Raw genomic sequence first — 15,398 nt, forward strand, 5'->3', positions numbered from 1 at the left:
TCCCTGCCCTCCCACGCGCACACCGGCCCAGCGGCCGGGCGGACGACCTGATCTGACGGTCCGTCAAGATAGAACAGGTTCTAGAAGAAGGGAACGGTCGGCCACCCCCCAAGGACTGAAGCCCGGTTCAGCGATCGAAGTCCAGCTCCACCTTCTCCGTCACCGGATGGGACTGGCACGCCAGCACATACCCGGCCTCCGTCTCCTCCGGCTCCAGCGCGAAGTTGCGGTCCATGCGCACCTCGCCGGAGACCAGGAAGGCCCGGCACGTCCCGCACACCCCGCCCTTGCAGGCGTAGGGCGCGTCGGCCCGGTTGCGCAGCACCGCCTCCAGGAGCGACTCGCCCGGCCGGACCGGCCAGCTGCCCCCACGTCCGTCGAGCCGGGCGGTCACCGTGCTGTGCGCGGGAGTGGTCGCGGTCTCGGCCGCCACGGGGGCTGTGACGTCCACATGGAAGATCTCCTCGTGGATACGGGCGCGGGAGACGCCGAGCTCCCGAAGGGCCCGCTCGGCTCCCTGCACCAGCCCGAACGGCCCGCACAGGAACCATCCCGCCACGGCCTCCACGGGCAGCAGCGCCGGAAGCAGTCCGACGAGCCGCTCCCGGTCGAGCCGCCCGGACGGCAGCCCGGCCTGCTGTTCCTCCCGGGACAGCACCGTCACCAGGTGCAGTCGCTCGGGGTGGCGGTCCTTGAGGTCGGCGACCTCCTCCAGGAACATCGTCGAGGCCGACGTACGGTCGCTGCGGATCAGACAGAACCGGGCCTCCGGCTCGCGCGCCAGCAGTGTCGACGCGATCGACAGCACCGGGGTGATGCCGCTGCCGCCCACGATCGCGGCGTACAGACCGGGCGCCGGGCGGAGGGTGAAGCGCCCCGCCGGGACCATCACCTCCAGCTCGTCCCCGACGGCGATCTCCTTCAGCGCGTACGTGGAGAAGGAGCCGCCGTCGACCAGCCGTACTCCGACGCGCAGGGTGGAGGGTCCCTCGCCGTCCGGGGCCGGTGCCGGGGAGCAGATCGAGTACGTGCGCCGGATCTCCGCGCCGTCCACCGTGCGTCGCAGGGCGAGATGCTGGCCGGGGGCGTGCCGGTAGTCCGCGCGCAGTTCCGCGGGCACGGTGAAGGTCAGGGCCACGGAGTCGTCGGTGAGCCGGTCGACCGCGGCCACGGGGAGCGCGTGGAAGCGGGCCATCACAACTCCTTGAAGTGGTCGAAGGGTTCACGGCACGACAGACAGCGCCGCAGCGCCTTGCACGCGGTGGAGGAGAAACGGCTGAGCAACTCGGTGTCGGCGGACCCGCACTGGGGGCAGCGGACGGGGTCGGGTGCGGTCGCGCCGGTGTTCTGTGCGGCTTGCGAGGCCTTCGTGGGTTCTGTGACCTTCGTGGCTTCCGTGGCTTCCGTGGTTGCGGCGCGCGCTCGGGTCGGGCTCAGCTCCAGGGCGACCGGTCCGGCCGTCCGGCTGGTGCGCGGTGGGGCGATGCCGAACTCCCGTAGCTTGCGGCGCCCTTCGTCCGTGATGTCGTCGGTCGACCAGGCGGGCGCGAGCACCGTGCGCACGGTGACCTCTCGTACGCCGTGTTCGTGCAGCACCCGCTCTATGTCCAGGGACATCGCCTCGACGGCCGGGCAGCCGGTGTACGTCGGGGTCAGTTCGACCTCGACCGAGTCGGGGTCGTGGACGTGCACCGCGCGCAGGACGCCCAGTTCGCGGAGGGTGAGCACGGGCAGTTCGGGGTCGAGCACCGCACCGGCCACCTCCAGTAGTTCCGCCTCCAGTGCGGTGGTCGTCACCATGACGCCCCCGGGTGACTGCGGTGCAGGTGCTGCATCTCGGCGAGCATCCGCCCGAAGGACTCGGTGTGCAGGCCCTCACGGCCGGCTCCGGCCGCCCACGCGCCGGACCGCGGGCCTTCGGGGACGGTGAGGGTGGCCCGGCGCAGGATCTCCCCGACGGACGAGGCCCAGGCCGACTCCATGGCCTGCCAGTCGGCGTCCAGCCCCTCCACGGGCCGGAACATCTCGCCGGTGAACCGCCACAGCCTCTCGCACGCCCGCTGCATCCGCCCCTGGCTGAGGTCCGTGCCGTCGCCGAGCCGCAGGGTCCACTGCTCGGCGTGGTCGCGGTGGTAGGCGACCTCCTTGACGGCCTTCGCGGCGAGCGGGGCGAACGGCCCGTCGCCCGCCGCCAGTTCGGCGTAGAGCAGGTGCTGGTAGGTGGAGAAGTACAGCTGGCGGGCGATGGTGTGGGCGAAGTCGCCGTTGGGCTGTTCCACCAGCTGGAGGTTGGTGAAGGCGCGTTCCTCGCGCAGATACGCCAGCTCGTCCTCGTCGCCGGTCAGTGACAGCAGCACCCGGGCCTGGCCGAGCAGGTCCAGGGCGATGTTGCCGAGGGCGACCTCCTCTTCGAGGACGGGGGCGTGGCCGGCCCACTCGCCGAGGCGGTGCGAGAGCACCAGTGCGTCGTCGCCGAGGGCCAGGGCGGCGGAGTGCAGGGTCATGTCCGTGGTCACAGGTGCTTCACCCCCTCCGGGATCTCGTAGAACGTCGGGTGCCGGTACGGCTTGTCGGCGGCCGGTTCGAAGAACGGGTCCTTCTCGTCGGGCGAGGACGCGGTGATCGAGGAGGAGGGGACGACCCAGATCGAGACGCCCTCGCCGCGTCGGGTGTACAGATCACGCGCGTTGCGCAGGGCGAACTCCGCGTCCGGTGCGTGCAGGCTGCCGGCGTGGGTGTGGGAGAGGCCGCGGCGGGAGCGCACGAAGACCTCCCACAAGGGCCAGTCGGTGTTCGTCATGCCTGCTCCACTCCCCTTTCGGCACCGCGCTTGTCCGCGTAGGCGGCGGCCGCCTCGCGGACCCAGGCGCCCTCTTCATGGGCCTGCCTGCGCTGGGTGATCCGCTGTTCGTTGCACGGGCCGTTGCCCTTGAGGACGTCCTGGAACTCCGTCCAGTCGATCGGGCCGAAGTCGTGCTGGCCCCGCTCCTCGTTCCACCGCAGGTCCGGGTCGGGGAGGGTGAGGTCCAGGGACTCGGCCTGGGGGACACAGATGTCCACGAAGCGCTGGCGCAACTCGTCGTTCGAATGCCGCTTGATCTTCCACGCCATCGACTGCGCGGAGTGCGCGGACTCGTCGTCGGGCGGGCCGAACATCATCAGGGACGGCCACCACCAGCGGTCCACCGCGTCCTGTGCCATCGCGTGCTGCGCGGGGGTGCCGCGGCTGAGGGCGAGCAGCAGCTCGTACCCCTGGCGCTGGTGGAAGGACTCCTCCTTGCAGACGCGGACCATCGCGCGCGCGTACGGGCCGTACGAGCAACGGCACAGGGGCACCTGGTTGGTGATCGCGGCGCCGTCCACCAGCCAGCCGATCGCTCCCACGTCCGCCCAGGTCAGCGTGGGGTAGTTGAAGATCGAGGAGTACTTCTGGCGGCCGGTGTGGAGCTTGTCGAGCAACTCCTCGCGGCTCGTGCCGAGGGTCTCGGCCGCGCTGTACAGATACAGCCCGTGCCCCGCCTCGTCCTGGACCTTGGCCATCAGGATGGCCTTGCGGCGCAACGAGGGCGCCCGGGTGATCCAGTTCGCCTCCGGCTGCATGCCGATGATCTCGGAATGGGCGTGCTGCGCGATCTGCCGGACGAGGGTGGCGCGGTAGGCGTCGGGCATCCAGTCGCGCGGCTCGACCCGCTCGTCGGCGGCCACCGCGGCGTCGAAGGCCCTCTCGAACGCGGCGGTGTCGCCGGGGGCGGCCTGTCCGCCCGGGGCGTCGAACGCCTGGGTGTGCGCCGTCTGGTGCGCGGCTGCTGTCGCCATGAGGTCCCCCTCGACCTGGGCTCTGCCGGAGTCTGCTCCCGACCGATCGTTCGGTTCGTGCGATTCCATGGTGGGTCGGGCGTCGTAAGGTGTCAACCGCTGTGGATAACCTGCGGGCGTCCCCGGGCGCAGCCTGTGGACAACCCGGGTGGCTTCGCCGGGGGTCCGGTGGGGGCTGTGCCGGGCGCTCGGGTCTGAGTACCGTTCCGTGCGAGCGTCGCGAGAGCGGTGGCCGGAGCGGTGGCGGGCGTTACGGCCGTCCCGCGGCAGGCGCCGGAGCGGCCGGAAGACGGACCGGGAATCGGAAACGGGGCGGAATGGACGTGCACGACGGAGGCTCGAACGGCCCGCACGGGCCGGCCGGGCCGGGCGCCGCGCCCGCCCACCCACAGATGCCCCTGCCCGGGCCGGACGGGTCCACGTCCCTGACCGCCCTGGAAGGGTCGCTGCCCGGGCCGGACGGGTCCGGGTCCGCCCCGCCCCCGGCAGAGGAGCCGGCGCCCGTCGCCGTGCCCCCGGAGCCGCCCCGCGGCGCCCGCGCCGGCGTGGCCGCGCTCTCCCTCCGCTACCAGATCACGGTCGCCGTGGTCCTGGCGGTCGTGGCCGTCGTGGTCTGTGTGCACGTCGGCATGGTGTTCCTGCACGTCGCGCCGTCGAACACCATGACCAAGCAGCACGGCAGGGCGATCGACGACTGGATCTACCCGGAGTTCGAGCAGAACTGGAAGCTGTTCGCGCCGAACCCCCTGCAGCAGAACATCGCCGTCCAGGTCCGGGCGCAGCTCGACACCGCGGACGGGGGGACGCGGACGACCGGCTGGTACGACCTGTCCGCCGAGGACGGCCGGGCCATCGACGGCAATCTGCTGCCGAGCCACACCCAGCAGAACGAGCTCCGCCGGGCCTGGGACTTCTTCGTCGCCACCCACGACAGCGACAACCGCCCGGTGGGCCTGCGCGGCTCCCTGTCCGAGACGTATCTGCGCCGGATCGTGCTGCTGCGTCTGGAGCGGGACGACGCGGCAGGGAGGGGCGACGCGATCGATCTCGTCCAGATCCGCTCCCGCACCACCAACGTCCCCCCGCCCGGGTGGAGCGGCGAGAAGGTGTCGGCCCAGCCGGTGTACCGGGTCCTGCCCTGGTGGTCGATTCCGGCGGACGGCACGGCGGCGGACTCCGCGGCGGCCCGCACCGAGGGGGACGTGAAGTGAACCGTTTCGCGCTCTGTGTCTCCGCCGCCATCGCCCGTGTCACCGAGTCCGCCCTCGGCCCGTACCAGACCGCCGTGATCCGCATCGGCTTCAGTGCTACCTGGCTGCTGTTCCTGCTGCGCGAATTCCCCCACCGCGAGGAGATGTACGGTCCGGACGGCCCCTGGAGCTGGGACCTCGCCCAGCAGTTGCTCTCGACCAACGGGGCGTTCACGGCCCTGATGTGGTCCGAGGGCCGCCTCTGGTTCGAGGCCGTCTACGTCCTGGCCGCCCTGGCGAGCGTCCTGCTGCTGCTGGGCTGGCGCACGCGCACGATGTCCGTGCTCTTCATGGTCGGCGTGCTCTCGCTGCAGAACCGCAGCATCTTCATGGGGGACGGCGGCGACAACGTCCTGCATCTGATGTGCCTCTACCTGGTCTTCACGCGCTGCGGCCAGGTGTGGTCCCTGGACGCGCGGCGGGCCCGGCTCGGACGCGAGGCCCGCGCGCGCGGGGAGCACGTCCTGGACCGGGTCGGCCCGGCCCTGTGGGGCGGGCTCGGCCTGGCGCTGGCCGCGGTGACCCTGTCGGGCCGGCTGTTCGACGGCGAGGCGTTCGTGCCGGTGCTGCTGTGGACCGTCTGGCTCGCGCAGGCCCTGTGGTGGCTCATAGGACAGCGGGCGAAGACCGGTGAGCCCCGGATCCTGCTCGACGTCCTCGGCAACATCGTGCACAACGGTGCCCTGCTCGTGATCATGGCCGAGGCCTGTCTGATCTACGCCACGGCCGGCTGGTACAAGATCCAGGGCTCCCGCTGGCAGGACGGCACCGCCGTCTACTACCCCCTGCACCTCGACTACTTCTCCCCCTGGCCCGCGCTCGCCGACGTGCTGGCGGCCAGCGGCACGATGGTGATGCTGGTGACGTACGGCACCGTCGTCGCGCAGGTCGCCTTCCCCTTCACCCTGTTCAACCGGCGGGCCAAGAACGTCCTGCTGACGGTCATGATGATCGAGCACGCGGCCATCGCCGTGCTCCTCGGACTGCCGTTCTTCTCACTGGCGATGATCGCCGCCGACGCGGTCTTCCTGCCGACGTCGTTCCTGCGCCGGCTCGGCGGCTGGGCGGCACGCGCGCGTGGAGGGCTGGTACGGCGGCTGCCCGCGGGCCGCGGCGGCACGAGGCTGCCGCAGCCGCGCGACCCGGAGGACGCCGAGGACGCGCCCGTAGGCTTCAGGACATGAGCGCCCCCGACCCTCTCGGCCCGCCCGACCCCCTCGCCCTCTGGCACCGGCTCGCCGGCATCTCCGTGCTGCTCGACGGCTTCCACGCCCTCAAGCACGCGGTGCGTTTCGGCGCCGAGGTCCCGGTGGCCGTGACGGTAGACCGGGCCGCCGTGCTCGCCCTCGCCGAGGAACTGGCCCCGGACGTACGGGACACCCTGGGCGCGCTCCTGACCCAGGTGCCGGAGTCGGCGTACCGGAGTCTGGTGCCGCGCCCGCACCCCACCGAGGTCGCCGCCCTGGCCGTACGGCCGTCCCGCGCGGCCCAACGGGAGCGGCTGGCGCACACCCCGCGCAGCACGCCCGTCGTCGTCCTCGACAACCCCCGCAACCTGGGCAACGCGGGGGCCGTGATCAGGCTGGCCGCCGGTTTCGGGGCGACCGGGGTGGTCACCACGGGCACGCTCGACCCCTGGCACCCCACGGTGGTGCGCGGCGGGGCCGGGCTGCACTTCGCGACCGCGGTGGAGCGGTTGACGGTGGCGGAGCTGCCGTCCGGGCCGGTGTACGCCCTCGATCCCGAGGGCGAGGACATCCGCGGCACCGAGCTCCCGGACGACGCCGTCCTCGCCTTCGGCTCGGAACGCAGCGGGCTGTCGGCCGAACTGCGCGCGCGGGCGGACCACCTGGTGGCGCTGCCGATGCGCCCCCAGGTCTCCAGCTACAACCTCGCGACCAGTGTGGCCATGACGCTGTACCACTGGAGTGCCACCGGGGGCGCGACAGCCTTCGCGGACCGCGGAGTCCAGGACAGGGCAGGAACAGGGCAGGTGGGGCGGGCCGGTTCCTAGGCCTCCCGGCGTACCTCGACCACCCGGAAGCGGCCCGCCACGAACGCCCCGTCGGTGAGCGCCGCGTTGGCCGCCGGGTTGCCGCCCGAGCCGTGGAAGTCGGAGAAGGCGGCCGTCTGGTTGACGTACACCCCGCCCGTGAGGTTCAGGGACAGCTGGGCGGACTCCTCCAGGCAGGCCTCCTGGACGGCCTGTTCGACCTCCTCGTCGATGGTGTACGCGCCGACCGTCATCGCGCCCTTCTCGCGGATCGTGCGCCGCAGCAGCTCCACCGCGTCGGCCGCCGAGTCGACCGCGACGGCGAAGGAGACGGGTCCGAAGCACTCGTTCATGAAGGCGGCCTCGTCGTCGGCCCCCTCCCAGTACTTCCGCGCTCCGTCCAGCTTCACGATGACGGGCGTGCGGACGACCGCCTGCGGGAACTCCGGGTTGCTCACCTCCCGTGAGGCGAGGGCGACTTCACCGAGGCCGGCCGCGGCCTCCAGGCGGGCCTTCACCTCCGGGTTGACGAGCGCGCCGAGCAGGCCGTTCGCGCGGGCGTCGTCGCCGAGCAGGCCCTCGACCGAGCGGGCGAGGTCGGCGACCACCTCGTCGAAGGTGCGGGTGCCCTCCTCGGTGCGGATGCCCTCGCGCGGGACGAGCAGGTTCTGCGGGGTGGTGCACATCTGGCCGCTGTACAGGGACAGCGAGAAGGCCAGGTTGGACAGCATCCCCTTGTAGTCGTCCGTGGAGTGCACCACCACCGTGTTGACGCCGGCCTTCTCCGTGTAGACCTGCGCCTGGCGGGCGTTGGCCTCCAGCCAGTCGCCGAACGCCGTCGAGCCTGTGTAGTCGATGATCCTGATCTCGGGGCGGGTGGCCAGGGTCTTGGCGATGCCCTCGCCGGGCCGCTCGGCCGCCAGTGCCACCAGGTTCGGGTCGAAGCCCGCCTCGGCGAGCACCTGGCGCGCCACCTGGACGGTGAGCGCGAGCGGCAGCACCGCGCGCGGGTGGGGCTTCACCAGGACCGCGTTGCCGGTGGCCAGGGAGGCGAACAGGCCGGGATAGCCGTTCCACGTCGGGAAGGTGTTGCAGCCGACGACCAGCGCGATGCCGCGCGGGACCGGGGTGAACCGCTTGGTGAGGGACAGCGGGTCGCGCTTGCCCTGGGGCTTGGTCCACTCCGCGGTGTCGGGGGTGCGGACCTGCTCCGCGTACGCGTACGCCACCGCCTCCAGGCCGCGGTCCTGCGCGTGCGGGCCGCCCGCCTGGAACGCCATCATGAAGGCCTGGCCGGAGGTGTGCATGACCGCGTGCGCGAACTCGTGGGTCCGGTCGCTGATCCGCTTGAGGATCTCCAGGCAGAGCACCGCGCGCGTCTCCGCGCCCGCGTCCCGCCAGGCCCTCTGCCCGGCCTTCATGGCGGGCAGCAGCGCGTCCACGTCCGCGTGCGGGTAGCTCACGCCCAGGTCGAGGCCGTACGGCGAGACCTCGCCGCCCACCCAGTCGTCCGTGCCCGGCTGGCCGAGGTCCATGCGGGTGCCCAGGACCGCGTCGAAGGCGGCCCTGCCCGCCGCCGCGTCCAGGCTGCCGCCCTCGCCGTAGGCCTTGGGGTGCTCGGGGTGCGGGGACCAGTACGCGCGTGTGCGGATCGCCTCCAGCGCCTGGTCCAGGGTGGGCCGGTGCCGGGCGATCAGATCGTGCGCGGTGAGTTCGGCGGCCATGCGGGACCAACTCCTCGTCTCAAGAACTCTTCGTCGAGCTCATGACCTGGGCGGAAACAGGGGTGGAAACAGGGGGAGGCGGGCGCGAGGCGCCTCGTTCAGGGTGGTGGTGGGCGGCGGGAGGGCAGACAGGGTTAGAGTAACCGAACGATCGGTCGGGACAAGGGGGTCCGCCGCATCTGTGGAAAACCCCGTGCGGGAGGATCGCGCACATGACAGCACTCGACCTCAGCAGCCCCGTGGCCGTCGTCGGCACCGGCACCATGGGCCAGGGCATCGCCCAGGTCGCGCTGGTCGCCGGCCATCGCGTACGGCTGTACGACGCCGCTCCCGGGCAGGCCAGGGAGGCGGCCGACGCGATCGGCGCCCGCCTCGACCGGCTCGTCGAGAAGGACCGGCTCGGCGGCGCCGACCGGGACGCGGCACGCGCCCGACTGCTGCCCGCGGACCACCTCGCCGACCTCGCGGACTGCGCGCTGGTCGTCGAGGCCGTCGTGGAGCGGCTGGACGTCAAGCAGGAGCTGTTCCGCGCGCTGGAGGACACGGTCGGCGAGGACTGTCTGCTCGCCACCAACACCTCGTCCCTGTCGGTCACGGCCATCGGCGGCGCCCTGCGCAACCCCGGCCGCTTCGTGGGTCTGCACTTCTTCAACCCCGCGCCGCTGCTCCCCCTCGTCGAGGTCGTCTCCGGGTTCGCCACCGACGTGTCGTCGGCCACGCGCGCGTACGAGATGGCCCGCGCCTGGGGCAAGACCCCGGTCGCCTGCGCCGACACCCCGGGCTTCATCGTCAACCGCATCGCCCGGCCCTTCTACGCCGAGGCCTTCGCGGTCCACGAGGCCCAGGGCGCCGAACCCGCCACCATCGACGCGGTCCTGCGCGAGTGCGGCGGTTTCAAGATGGGCGCCTTCGAACTCACCGACCTCATCGGCCAGGACGTCAACGAGTCGGTCACGCACTCCGTGTGGCAGGCCTTCTTCCAGGACGTGCGCTTCGCGCCGTCGCTCGCCCAGCGCCGCCTGGTCGAGTCGGGCCGGCTCGGCCGCAAGAGCGGACACGGCTGGTACGACCACTCCGAGGACGCCGACCGCCCCGAGCCGCACACCGCGGAACCGGCCCAGCAGCCCGCGTACGTCGTCGCCGAGGGCGACCTGGGCCCCGCCTCCGAACTGCTCGCCCTGATCCGCGAGGCGGGCATCCCGGTCCGCGAGGACGACGAGGACCACGGCACCCGCCTGGTGCTGCCGAGCGGCGGGCAGCTCGCCCTCGCCGACGGACAGACCTCCGTCGAGTTCCGGGACGTCGTCTACTTCGACCTCGCGCTCGACTACCGCAAGGCCACCCGTGTCGCCCTGTCCGCCTCCCAGGACACCGCCCAGCAGACCCTCGCCGAGGCCACCGGCCTCTTCCAGGCGCTTGGCAAGCAGGTCAGCGTCATCGGTGACGTCCCCGGCATGATCGTCGCCCGCACGGTCGCCAGGATCGTCGATCTCGCTCACGACGCCGTCGCCAAGGGCGTCGCCACCCAGGAGGACATCGACACCGCGATGCGGCTCGGGGTCAACTACCCCCTGGGCCCCTTCGAGTGGAGCCGCAGGCTCGGCCGCAACTGGGCCTACTCCCTCCTCGACGACCTGCACATGCGCGACCCCTCGGGGCGCTACGCGCCGTCCCTCGCGCTGTACCGCCACGCGTACGCCACCGACAAGCGGGAGGGCAGCACGTCATGACCACCGCCAAGCGCGACACGTACACCCCGGAGACGCTGCTCTCCGTCGCCGTCCAGGTCTTCAACGAGCGCGGCTACGACGGCACCTCCATGGAGCACCTCTCCAAGGCGGCCGGTATCTCCAAGTCGTCGATCTACCACCATGTCTCCGGCAAGGAGGAGTTGCTGCGCCGCGCCGTGAGCCGGGCGCTGGACGGCCTCTTCGGGATCCTCGACGAGGAGCACGCGCGCGGGGGGCGTCCCGCCGAGCGCCTGGAGTACGTCGTACGGCGGATGGTCGAGGTGCTCATCGCCGAGCTGCCGTACGTGACGCTGCTGCTGCGGGTGCGCGGCAACACCGGAACCGAGCGGTGGGCCCTGGAGCGGCGCCGGGACTTCGACCACCGGGTCGCCGAACTGCTGAAGGCGTCCGCCGCCGACGGGGACGTCCGGGCCGACGTGGAGGTGCGGCTCGCGACCCGGCTCGTCTTCGGGATGATCAACTCCATCGTGGAGTGGTACCGGCCGGACGGGCGCGGCATGAACGAGCGCGAGGTCGCCGACGCCGTCGCGCGGCTGGTGTTCTCGGGGCTTCGCAGCGAGCGCTGACCCGGGGCCCTTCTGGCGGATCTCCGCGGGAGGGAGGCGCTCTAGCCCTGCGGCTCCAGGTCCTCCTCCTCGAAGACCAGCAGCGTGCGGGTGCTGAGCACCTCCGGGATCGCCTGGAGCCGGGTGAGCACCACCTCGCGCAGGGCCCGGTTGTCGGGCGTGTGCACCAGGAGCAGGACGTCGAAGTCGCCGCCCACCAGGGCGATGTGCGAGGCGCCGGGCAGCTGTCTGAGCTGCTCGCGCACCGTGCGCCAGGAGTTCTGGACGATCTTCAGGGTGATGTACGCGGACGTGCCCTGACCCGCGCGCTCGTGGTTGACGCGGGCCCCGAAACCACGGATGACGCCGTCCTCGATGAGGCGGTTGATGCGTGCGTAGGCGTTGGCGCGCGAGACATGGACCCGTTCGGCGACCGACCTTATCGACGCGCGGCCGTCCGCCTGGAGCATCTGCAGGATGTCCAGGTCGATGGCGTCGAGCGGGCGAGCCGGCGGAGGAGGGCCGCCGCCTTCCGGGCTCTCGGCCATTTGTTCAGGTGCCATGTCCCCCCGCCTCCCTGCCATGGACGTACTGCGTTCATTTCAGGCTGTGGAGAACCGTTTGTCCACAGCCTGAGGGGGTCGGTAGCCAAAATGCGCCGACGACCGAACAATCGGTAGGTGAGGCGCATCACACCCGTGATGCGTCCGAAGCCGCTCCCACGAGGAGGTCCGTCATGACGGTCATGGAGCAGCGGGGTGCGTACCGGCCATCGCCGCCGCCCGCCTGGCAGCCCCGCACGGACCCCGCGCCGCTGCTGCCCGACACGGAGCCGTACCGCGTCCTCGGCACGCCGGCCGCCGCCGAGGCCGACCCGGCCCTGCTGCGCCGCCTGTACGCCGAACTGGTGCGGGGCCGTCGGTACAACGCGCAGGCCACCGCGCTGACCAAGCAGGGCAGACTCGCCGTCTACCCCTCCAGCACCGGTCAGGAGGCCTGCGAGGTCGCCGCCGCACTCGTCCTGGAGGACCGCGACTGGCTGTTCCCGAGCTACCGGGACACCCTCGCCGTGGTCGCCCGTGGCGTGGACCCCGTCCAGGCCCTCACCCTGCTGCGCGGCGACTGGCACACCGGCTACGACCCGCGCGAGCACCGCGTCGCCCCCCTGTGCACCCCGCTCGCCACCCAGCTCCCGCACGCCGTCGGTCTCGCGCACGCCGCCCGCCTCAAGGGCGACGACGTGGTCGCGCTGGCCATGGTCGGCGACGGCGGCACCAGCGAGGGCGACTTCCACGAGGCGCTGAACTTCGCCGCCGTCTGGCAGGCCCCGGTCGTCTTCCTGGTCCAGAACAACGGCTTCGCGATCTCCGTCCCGCTCGCCAAGCAGACCGCGGCCCCGTCGCTGGCCCACAAGGCCGTCGGCTACGGCATGCCCGGCCGCCTGGTCGACGGCAACGACGCCGCCGCCGTGCACGAGGTCCTCGCCGACGCCGTGGCGCACGCGCGCGGGGGCGGTGGTCCCACGCTGGTCGAGGCCATCACCTACCGCGTCGAGGCCCACACCAACGCCGACGACGCGACCCGCTACCGCGCCGACGCGGAGGTCGAGACCTGGCGCGGACACGACCCGATCGCCCTCCTGGAGCACGAGCTGACCGAACGCGGCCTCCTCGACGAGCAGGGTGTCCGGGCCGCGCGCGACGCCGCCGAGACCATGGCCGCCGACCTGCGCGAGCGCATGAACCAGGACCCGCAGCTCGACCCCATGGACCTGTTCGCCCATGTGTACGCCGAGCCCACCCCGCAACTGCTTGAACAGCAGGCCCAGTTGCGGGCCGAACTGGCGGCGGAACAAGCGGGGCGGGCGGAGCACCCGGGCCGGGAAGGGGCGCACCGATGACCACCGTCGCCCTCAAACCGGCCACCATGGCGCAGGCGCTCACGCGCGCGATGCGCGACGCCTTGGCCGCCGACCCGGCCGTGCACGTCATGGGTGAGGACGTCGGCGCCCTCGGCGGTGTCTTCCGGGTCACCGACGGGCTCGCCGAGGAGTTCGGCGAGGACCGCTGCACGGACACCCCGCTCGCCGAGGCCGGCATCCTCGGCACGGCCGTCGGCATGGCGATGTACGGGCTGCGCCCGGTCGTGGAGATGCAGTTCGACGCCTTCGCCTACCCGGCGTTCGAGCAACTGATCAGCCATGTCTCCCGGATGCGCAACCGCACCCGCGGCGCGCTGCCGCTCCCGCTCACCATCCGTGTCCCCTACGGCGGCGGCATCGGCGGCGTCGAACACCACAGTGACTCCTCCGAGGCGTACTACATGGCGACCCCGGGGCTTCATGTCGTCGCGCCCGCCACGGTCGCCGACGCCTACGGGCTGCTGCGCGCCGCCATCGCCTCCGACGACCCGGTCGTCTTCCTCGAACCCAAGCGCCTGTACTGGTCCAAGGACGCCTGGAACCCGGACGATCCGCAGAGCGTTGAACCGATAGGCCGCGCGGTGGTGCGGCGCTCGGGCCGGAGCGCCACCCTCATCACGTACGGGCCGTCCGTGCCCGTCTGTCTGGAAGCCGCCGAGGCGGCCCGGGACGAGGGCTGGGACCTCGAAGTCGTCGACCTGCGCTCCCTGGTGCCGTTCGACGACGAGACGGTCTGCGCCTCGGTACGGCGGACCGGGCGAGCGGTCGTCGTGCACGAGTCGGGTGGGTTCGGCGGCCCGGGCGGGGAGATCGCGGCCCGGGTCACGGAGCGGTGCTTCCACCACCTGGAGGCGCCGGTGCTGCGGGTCGCGGGGTTCGACCTCCCCTATCCGCCGCCGATGCTGGAGCGTCACCACCTGCCCGGCGTGGACCGGATCCTGGACGCCGTGGGGCGTCTGCAGTGGGAGGCCGAGGGCTGATGGCACACGCTTCTGACATGCACAGCTTGGAGTTCAGGCTCCCCGACCTCGGGGAGGGGCTCACCGAAGCGGGCATCGTCCGCTGGCTGGTCGAGGTCGGCGACCTCGTCGCCGTCGACCAGCCGGTCGTCGAGGTCGAGACCGCCAAGGCGATGGTCGAGGTGCCCTGCCCCTACGGCGGTGTCGTGACCGCCCGCTACGGCGAGGAGGGCACCGAACTGCCCGTCGGCGCACCGCTGATCACCGTCGCGGTGGGCGCGCCGGCCTCCGGTGAGCGGAGCGAGGGCTCGGGCAACGTGCTGGTGGGATACGGCACTTCGGAGGCGCCCGCCCGCAGGAGGAGGGTCCGTCCGGGACAGCCGACACCGGTCGCCGCCGTCGGGGCCGGGGGCGCGGGCGCGGTGAACGGGCAGGCCGGTGCCCCCGTGGCGGCGGACGAGCAGGTCGGCGCCCCGGCGGTGGCGGACGGCCCCGTTCCGGTGATCTCACCCCTCGTACGCCGCCTCGCCCGCGAGAACGGCCTGGATCTGCGGGAGCTGACCGGCTCGGGACCCGACGGACTGATCCTGCGGGCCGACGTCGAGTACGCGCTGCGGGCCGCCGCCGCGCAGGGCCCGACGCCGGCGCCTGCCGCCGAGGCGTACACCCCCGCACCGACCACCTCCGCGCCCACCACCTCCGCACCGACTGCCTTCGTCCCCACCGCCGGAGTCACCCGCATCCCCCTCAAGGGCATCCGGGGCGCCGCGGCCGACAAGCTGTCCCGCAGTCGTCGCGAGATCCCGGACGCCACCTGCTGGGTGGACGCCGACGCCACGGAACTGATGCGGGCGCGAGCCGCGATGAACGCCGCCGGCGGACCGAAGATCTCCCTCCTCGCCCTGCTGGCCCGCATCTGCACCACGGCCCTGGCCCGCCGGCCGGAGCTCAACTCCACCGTGGACATGGAGGCCAGGGAGATCGTCCGGCTGGACGCCGTGCACCTCGGGTTCGCCGCGCAGACCGAGCGCGGGCTCGTCGTGCCCGTCGTCCGGGACGCGCACACGCGCAGCGCGGAGTCGTTGGCCGCGGAGTTCGCCCGGCTGACCGAGGCCGCCCGGGCGGGCACCCTCACGCCGCGCGAACTCACCGGCGGCACCTTCACGTTGAACAACTACGGCGTGTTCGGCGTCGACGGCTCCACGCCGATCATCAACCACCCCGAGGCGGCCATGCTGGGCGTCGGCCGCATCGTCCCCAAGCCCTGGGTGCACGAGGGCGAGCTGGCGGTGCGCCAGGTCGTCCAGCTCTCGCTCACCTTCGACCACCGGGTGTGCGACGGGGGCACGGCGGGCGGTTTCCTGAGGTACGTGGCGGACTGCGTGGAACAGCCGGCGGTGCTGCTGCGCACACTCTGATCTCGCTGTGATTGCACGGTG

At 72.3% G+C, this 15,398-nt stretch carries 15 protein-coding genes; 8 read left to right on the top strand and 7 right to left on the bottom strand.

The genetic code is table 11. The features are described from left to right. Positions 1-127: 127 nt before the first annotated feature. Genes ACZ5VD_RS14045 through paaA form a run of 5 tightly spaced genes read right to left on the bottom strand, consistent with a single transcriptional unit; the run spans position 128 to position 3,816 of the window. On the bottom strand, positions 128-1,195 hold the full coding sequence (locus ACZ5VD_RS14045) for a 2Fe-2S iron-sulfur cluster-binding protein (protein WP_468550026.1): 1,068 nt from the start codon (positions 1,193-1,195) through the stop codon (positions 128-130). Continuing rightward, a complete protein-coding gene (gene paaD / locus ACZ5VD_RS14050) occupies positions 1,195-1,800 on the bottom strand; it encodes a 1,2-phenylacetyl-CoA epoxidase subunit PaaD (protein WP_468682333.1) in 606 nt (201 codons plus the stop codon). The genes ACZ5VD_RS14045 and paaD overlap by 1 nt, the downstream gene beginning before the upstream one ends. Then, positions 1,794-2,504 carry a 1,2-phenylacetyl-CoA epoxidase subunit PaaC gene (gene paaC, locus ACZ5VD_RS14055; protein ID WP_468682492.1) on the bottom strand — a complete coding sequence of 237 codons (711 nt, stop codon included), beginning with the start codon at positions 2,502-2,504 and terminating at the stop codon, positions 1,794-1,796. The genes paaD and paaC overlap by 7 nt, the downstream gene beginning before the upstream one ends. A gap of 8 nt (positions 2,505-2,512) precedes the next feature. Continuing rightward, on the bottom strand, positions 2,513-2,800 hold the full coding sequence (gene paaB, locus ACZ5VD_RS14060; protein WP_266798034.1) for a 1,2-phenylacetyl-CoA epoxidase subunit PaaB: 288 nt from the start codon (positions 2,798-2,800) through the stop codon (positions 2,513-2,515). Next, a complete protein-coding gene (gene paaA, locus ACZ5VD_RS14065; RefSeq protein WP_468682334.1) occupies positions 2,797-3,816 on the bottom strand; it encodes a 1,2-phenylacetyl-CoA epoxidase subunit PaaA in 1,020 nt (339 codons plus the stop codon). The genes paaB and paaA overlap by 4 nt, the downstream gene beginning before the upstream one ends. Before the next feature lie 317 nt (positions 3,817-4,133). On the opposite strand from paaA, the gene ACZ5VD_RS14070 reads away from it, so the two are divergent. From ACZ5VD_RS14070 to ACZ5VD_RS14080, 3 genes are read left to right on the top strand one after another with little or no spacing between them, the layout of a single operon-like run. Beyond that, the gene (locus ACZ5VD_RS14070) at positions 4,134-5,027 is read left to right on the top strand and encodes a DUF5819 family protein (RefSeq protein WP_468682335.1); all 894 of its coding nucleotides are present in this window, start codon (positions 4,134-4,136) and stop codon (positions 5,025-5,027) included. Next, positions 5,024-6,250, top strand: a complete 1,227-nt coding sequence (locus ACZ5VD_RS14075; protein ID WP_468682336.1) for an HTTM domain-containing protein — start codon at positions 5,024-5,026, stop codon at positions 6,248-6,250. The genes ACZ5VD_RS14070 and ACZ5VD_RS14075 overlap by 4 nt, the downstream gene beginning before the upstream one ends. Continuing rightward, positions 6,247-7,080, top strand: a complete 834-nt coding sequence (locus tag ACZ5VD_RS14080) for a TrmH family RNA methyltransferase (RefSeq protein ID WP_468682337.1) — start codon at positions 6,247-6,249, stop codon at positions 7,078-7,080. The genes ACZ5VD_RS14075 and ACZ5VD_RS14080 overlap by 4 nt, the downstream gene beginning before the upstream one ends. Here the strand turns inward: ACZ5VD_RS14080 and paaN are convergent. Beyond that, positions 7,077-8,783 (bottom strand): phenylacetic acid degradation protein PaaN, encoded by a 1,707-nt coding sequence (gene paaN / locus ACZ5VD_RS14085; protein WP_468682338.1) that lies wholly within the window; start codon positions 8,781-8,783, stop codon positions 7,077-7,079. The two genes, ACZ5VD_RS14080 and paaN, sit on opposite strands and share 4 nt — an antisense overlap. A gap of 212 nt (positions 8,784-8,995) precedes the next feature. Here paaN and ACZ5VD_RS14090 point away from each other — a divergent pair, with 212 nt between their 5' ends. Both ACZ5VD_RS14090 and ACZ5VD_RS14095 read left to right on the top strand, forming a co-directional pair. Then, positions 8,996-10,513: a 3-hydroxyacyl-CoA dehydrogenase gene (locus tag ACZ5VD_RS14090; protein WP_468550019.1), complete on the top strand. Its 1,518-nt coding sequence runs from the start codon at positions 8,996-8,998 to the stop codon at positions 10,511-10,513. Further along, complete coding sequence (locus tag ACZ5VD_RS14095; protein ID WP_468682339.1) at positions 10,510-11,100, top strand: TetR/AcrR family transcriptional regulator; 591 nt, start codon at positions 10,510-10,512, stop codon at positions 11,098-11,100. The genes ACZ5VD_RS14090 and ACZ5VD_RS14095 overlap by 4 nt, the downstream gene beginning before the upstream one ends. Before the next feature lie 41 nt (positions 11,101-11,141). Here the strand turns inward: ACZ5VD_RS14095 and ACZ5VD_RS14100 are convergent, their stop codons facing one another. Further along, positions 11,142-11,627, bottom strand: coding sequence for an Lrp/AsnC family transcriptional regulator (locus tag ACZ5VD_RS14100; RefSeq protein WP_468550316.1), 486 nt, complete (start codon positions 11,625-11,627; stop codon positions 11,142-11,144). A 188-nt stretch (positions 11,628-11,815) separates the two neighbouring features. On the opposite strand from ACZ5VD_RS14100, the gene pdhA reads away from it, so the two are divergent. From pdhA to ACZ5VD_RS14115, 3 genes are read left to right on the top strand one after another with little or no spacing between them, the layout of a single operon-like run. Further along, on the top strand, positions 11,816-12,979 hold the full coding sequence (gene pdhA / locus ACZ5VD_RS14105) for a pyruvate dehydrogenase (acetyl-transferring) E1 component subunit alpha (protein WP_468682340.1): 1,164 nt from the start codon (positions 11,816-11,818) through the stop codon (positions 12,977-12,979). Further along, entirely contained in the window at positions 12,976-13,980 is a 1,005-nt protein-coding gene (locus tag ACZ5VD_RS14110) for an alpha-ketoacid dehydrogenase subunit beta (protein ID WP_468682341.1), read from the top strand. The genes pdhA and ACZ5VD_RS14110 overlap by 4 nt, the downstream gene beginning before the upstream one ends. Beyond that, complete coding sequence (locus tag ACZ5VD_RS14115) at positions 13,980-15,377, top strand: dihydrolipoamide acetyltransferase family protein (RefSeq protein WP_468682342.1); 1,398 nt, start codon at positions 13,980-13,982, stop codon at positions 15,375-15,377. Before ACZ5VD_RS14110 ends, ACZ5VD_RS14115 begins: the two co-directional genes overlap by 1 nt. Positions 15,378-15,398 lie beyond the last annotated feature (21 nt).

The sequence above is a fragment of the Streptomyces sp. NPDC032822 genome (genome assembly GCF_055578825.1).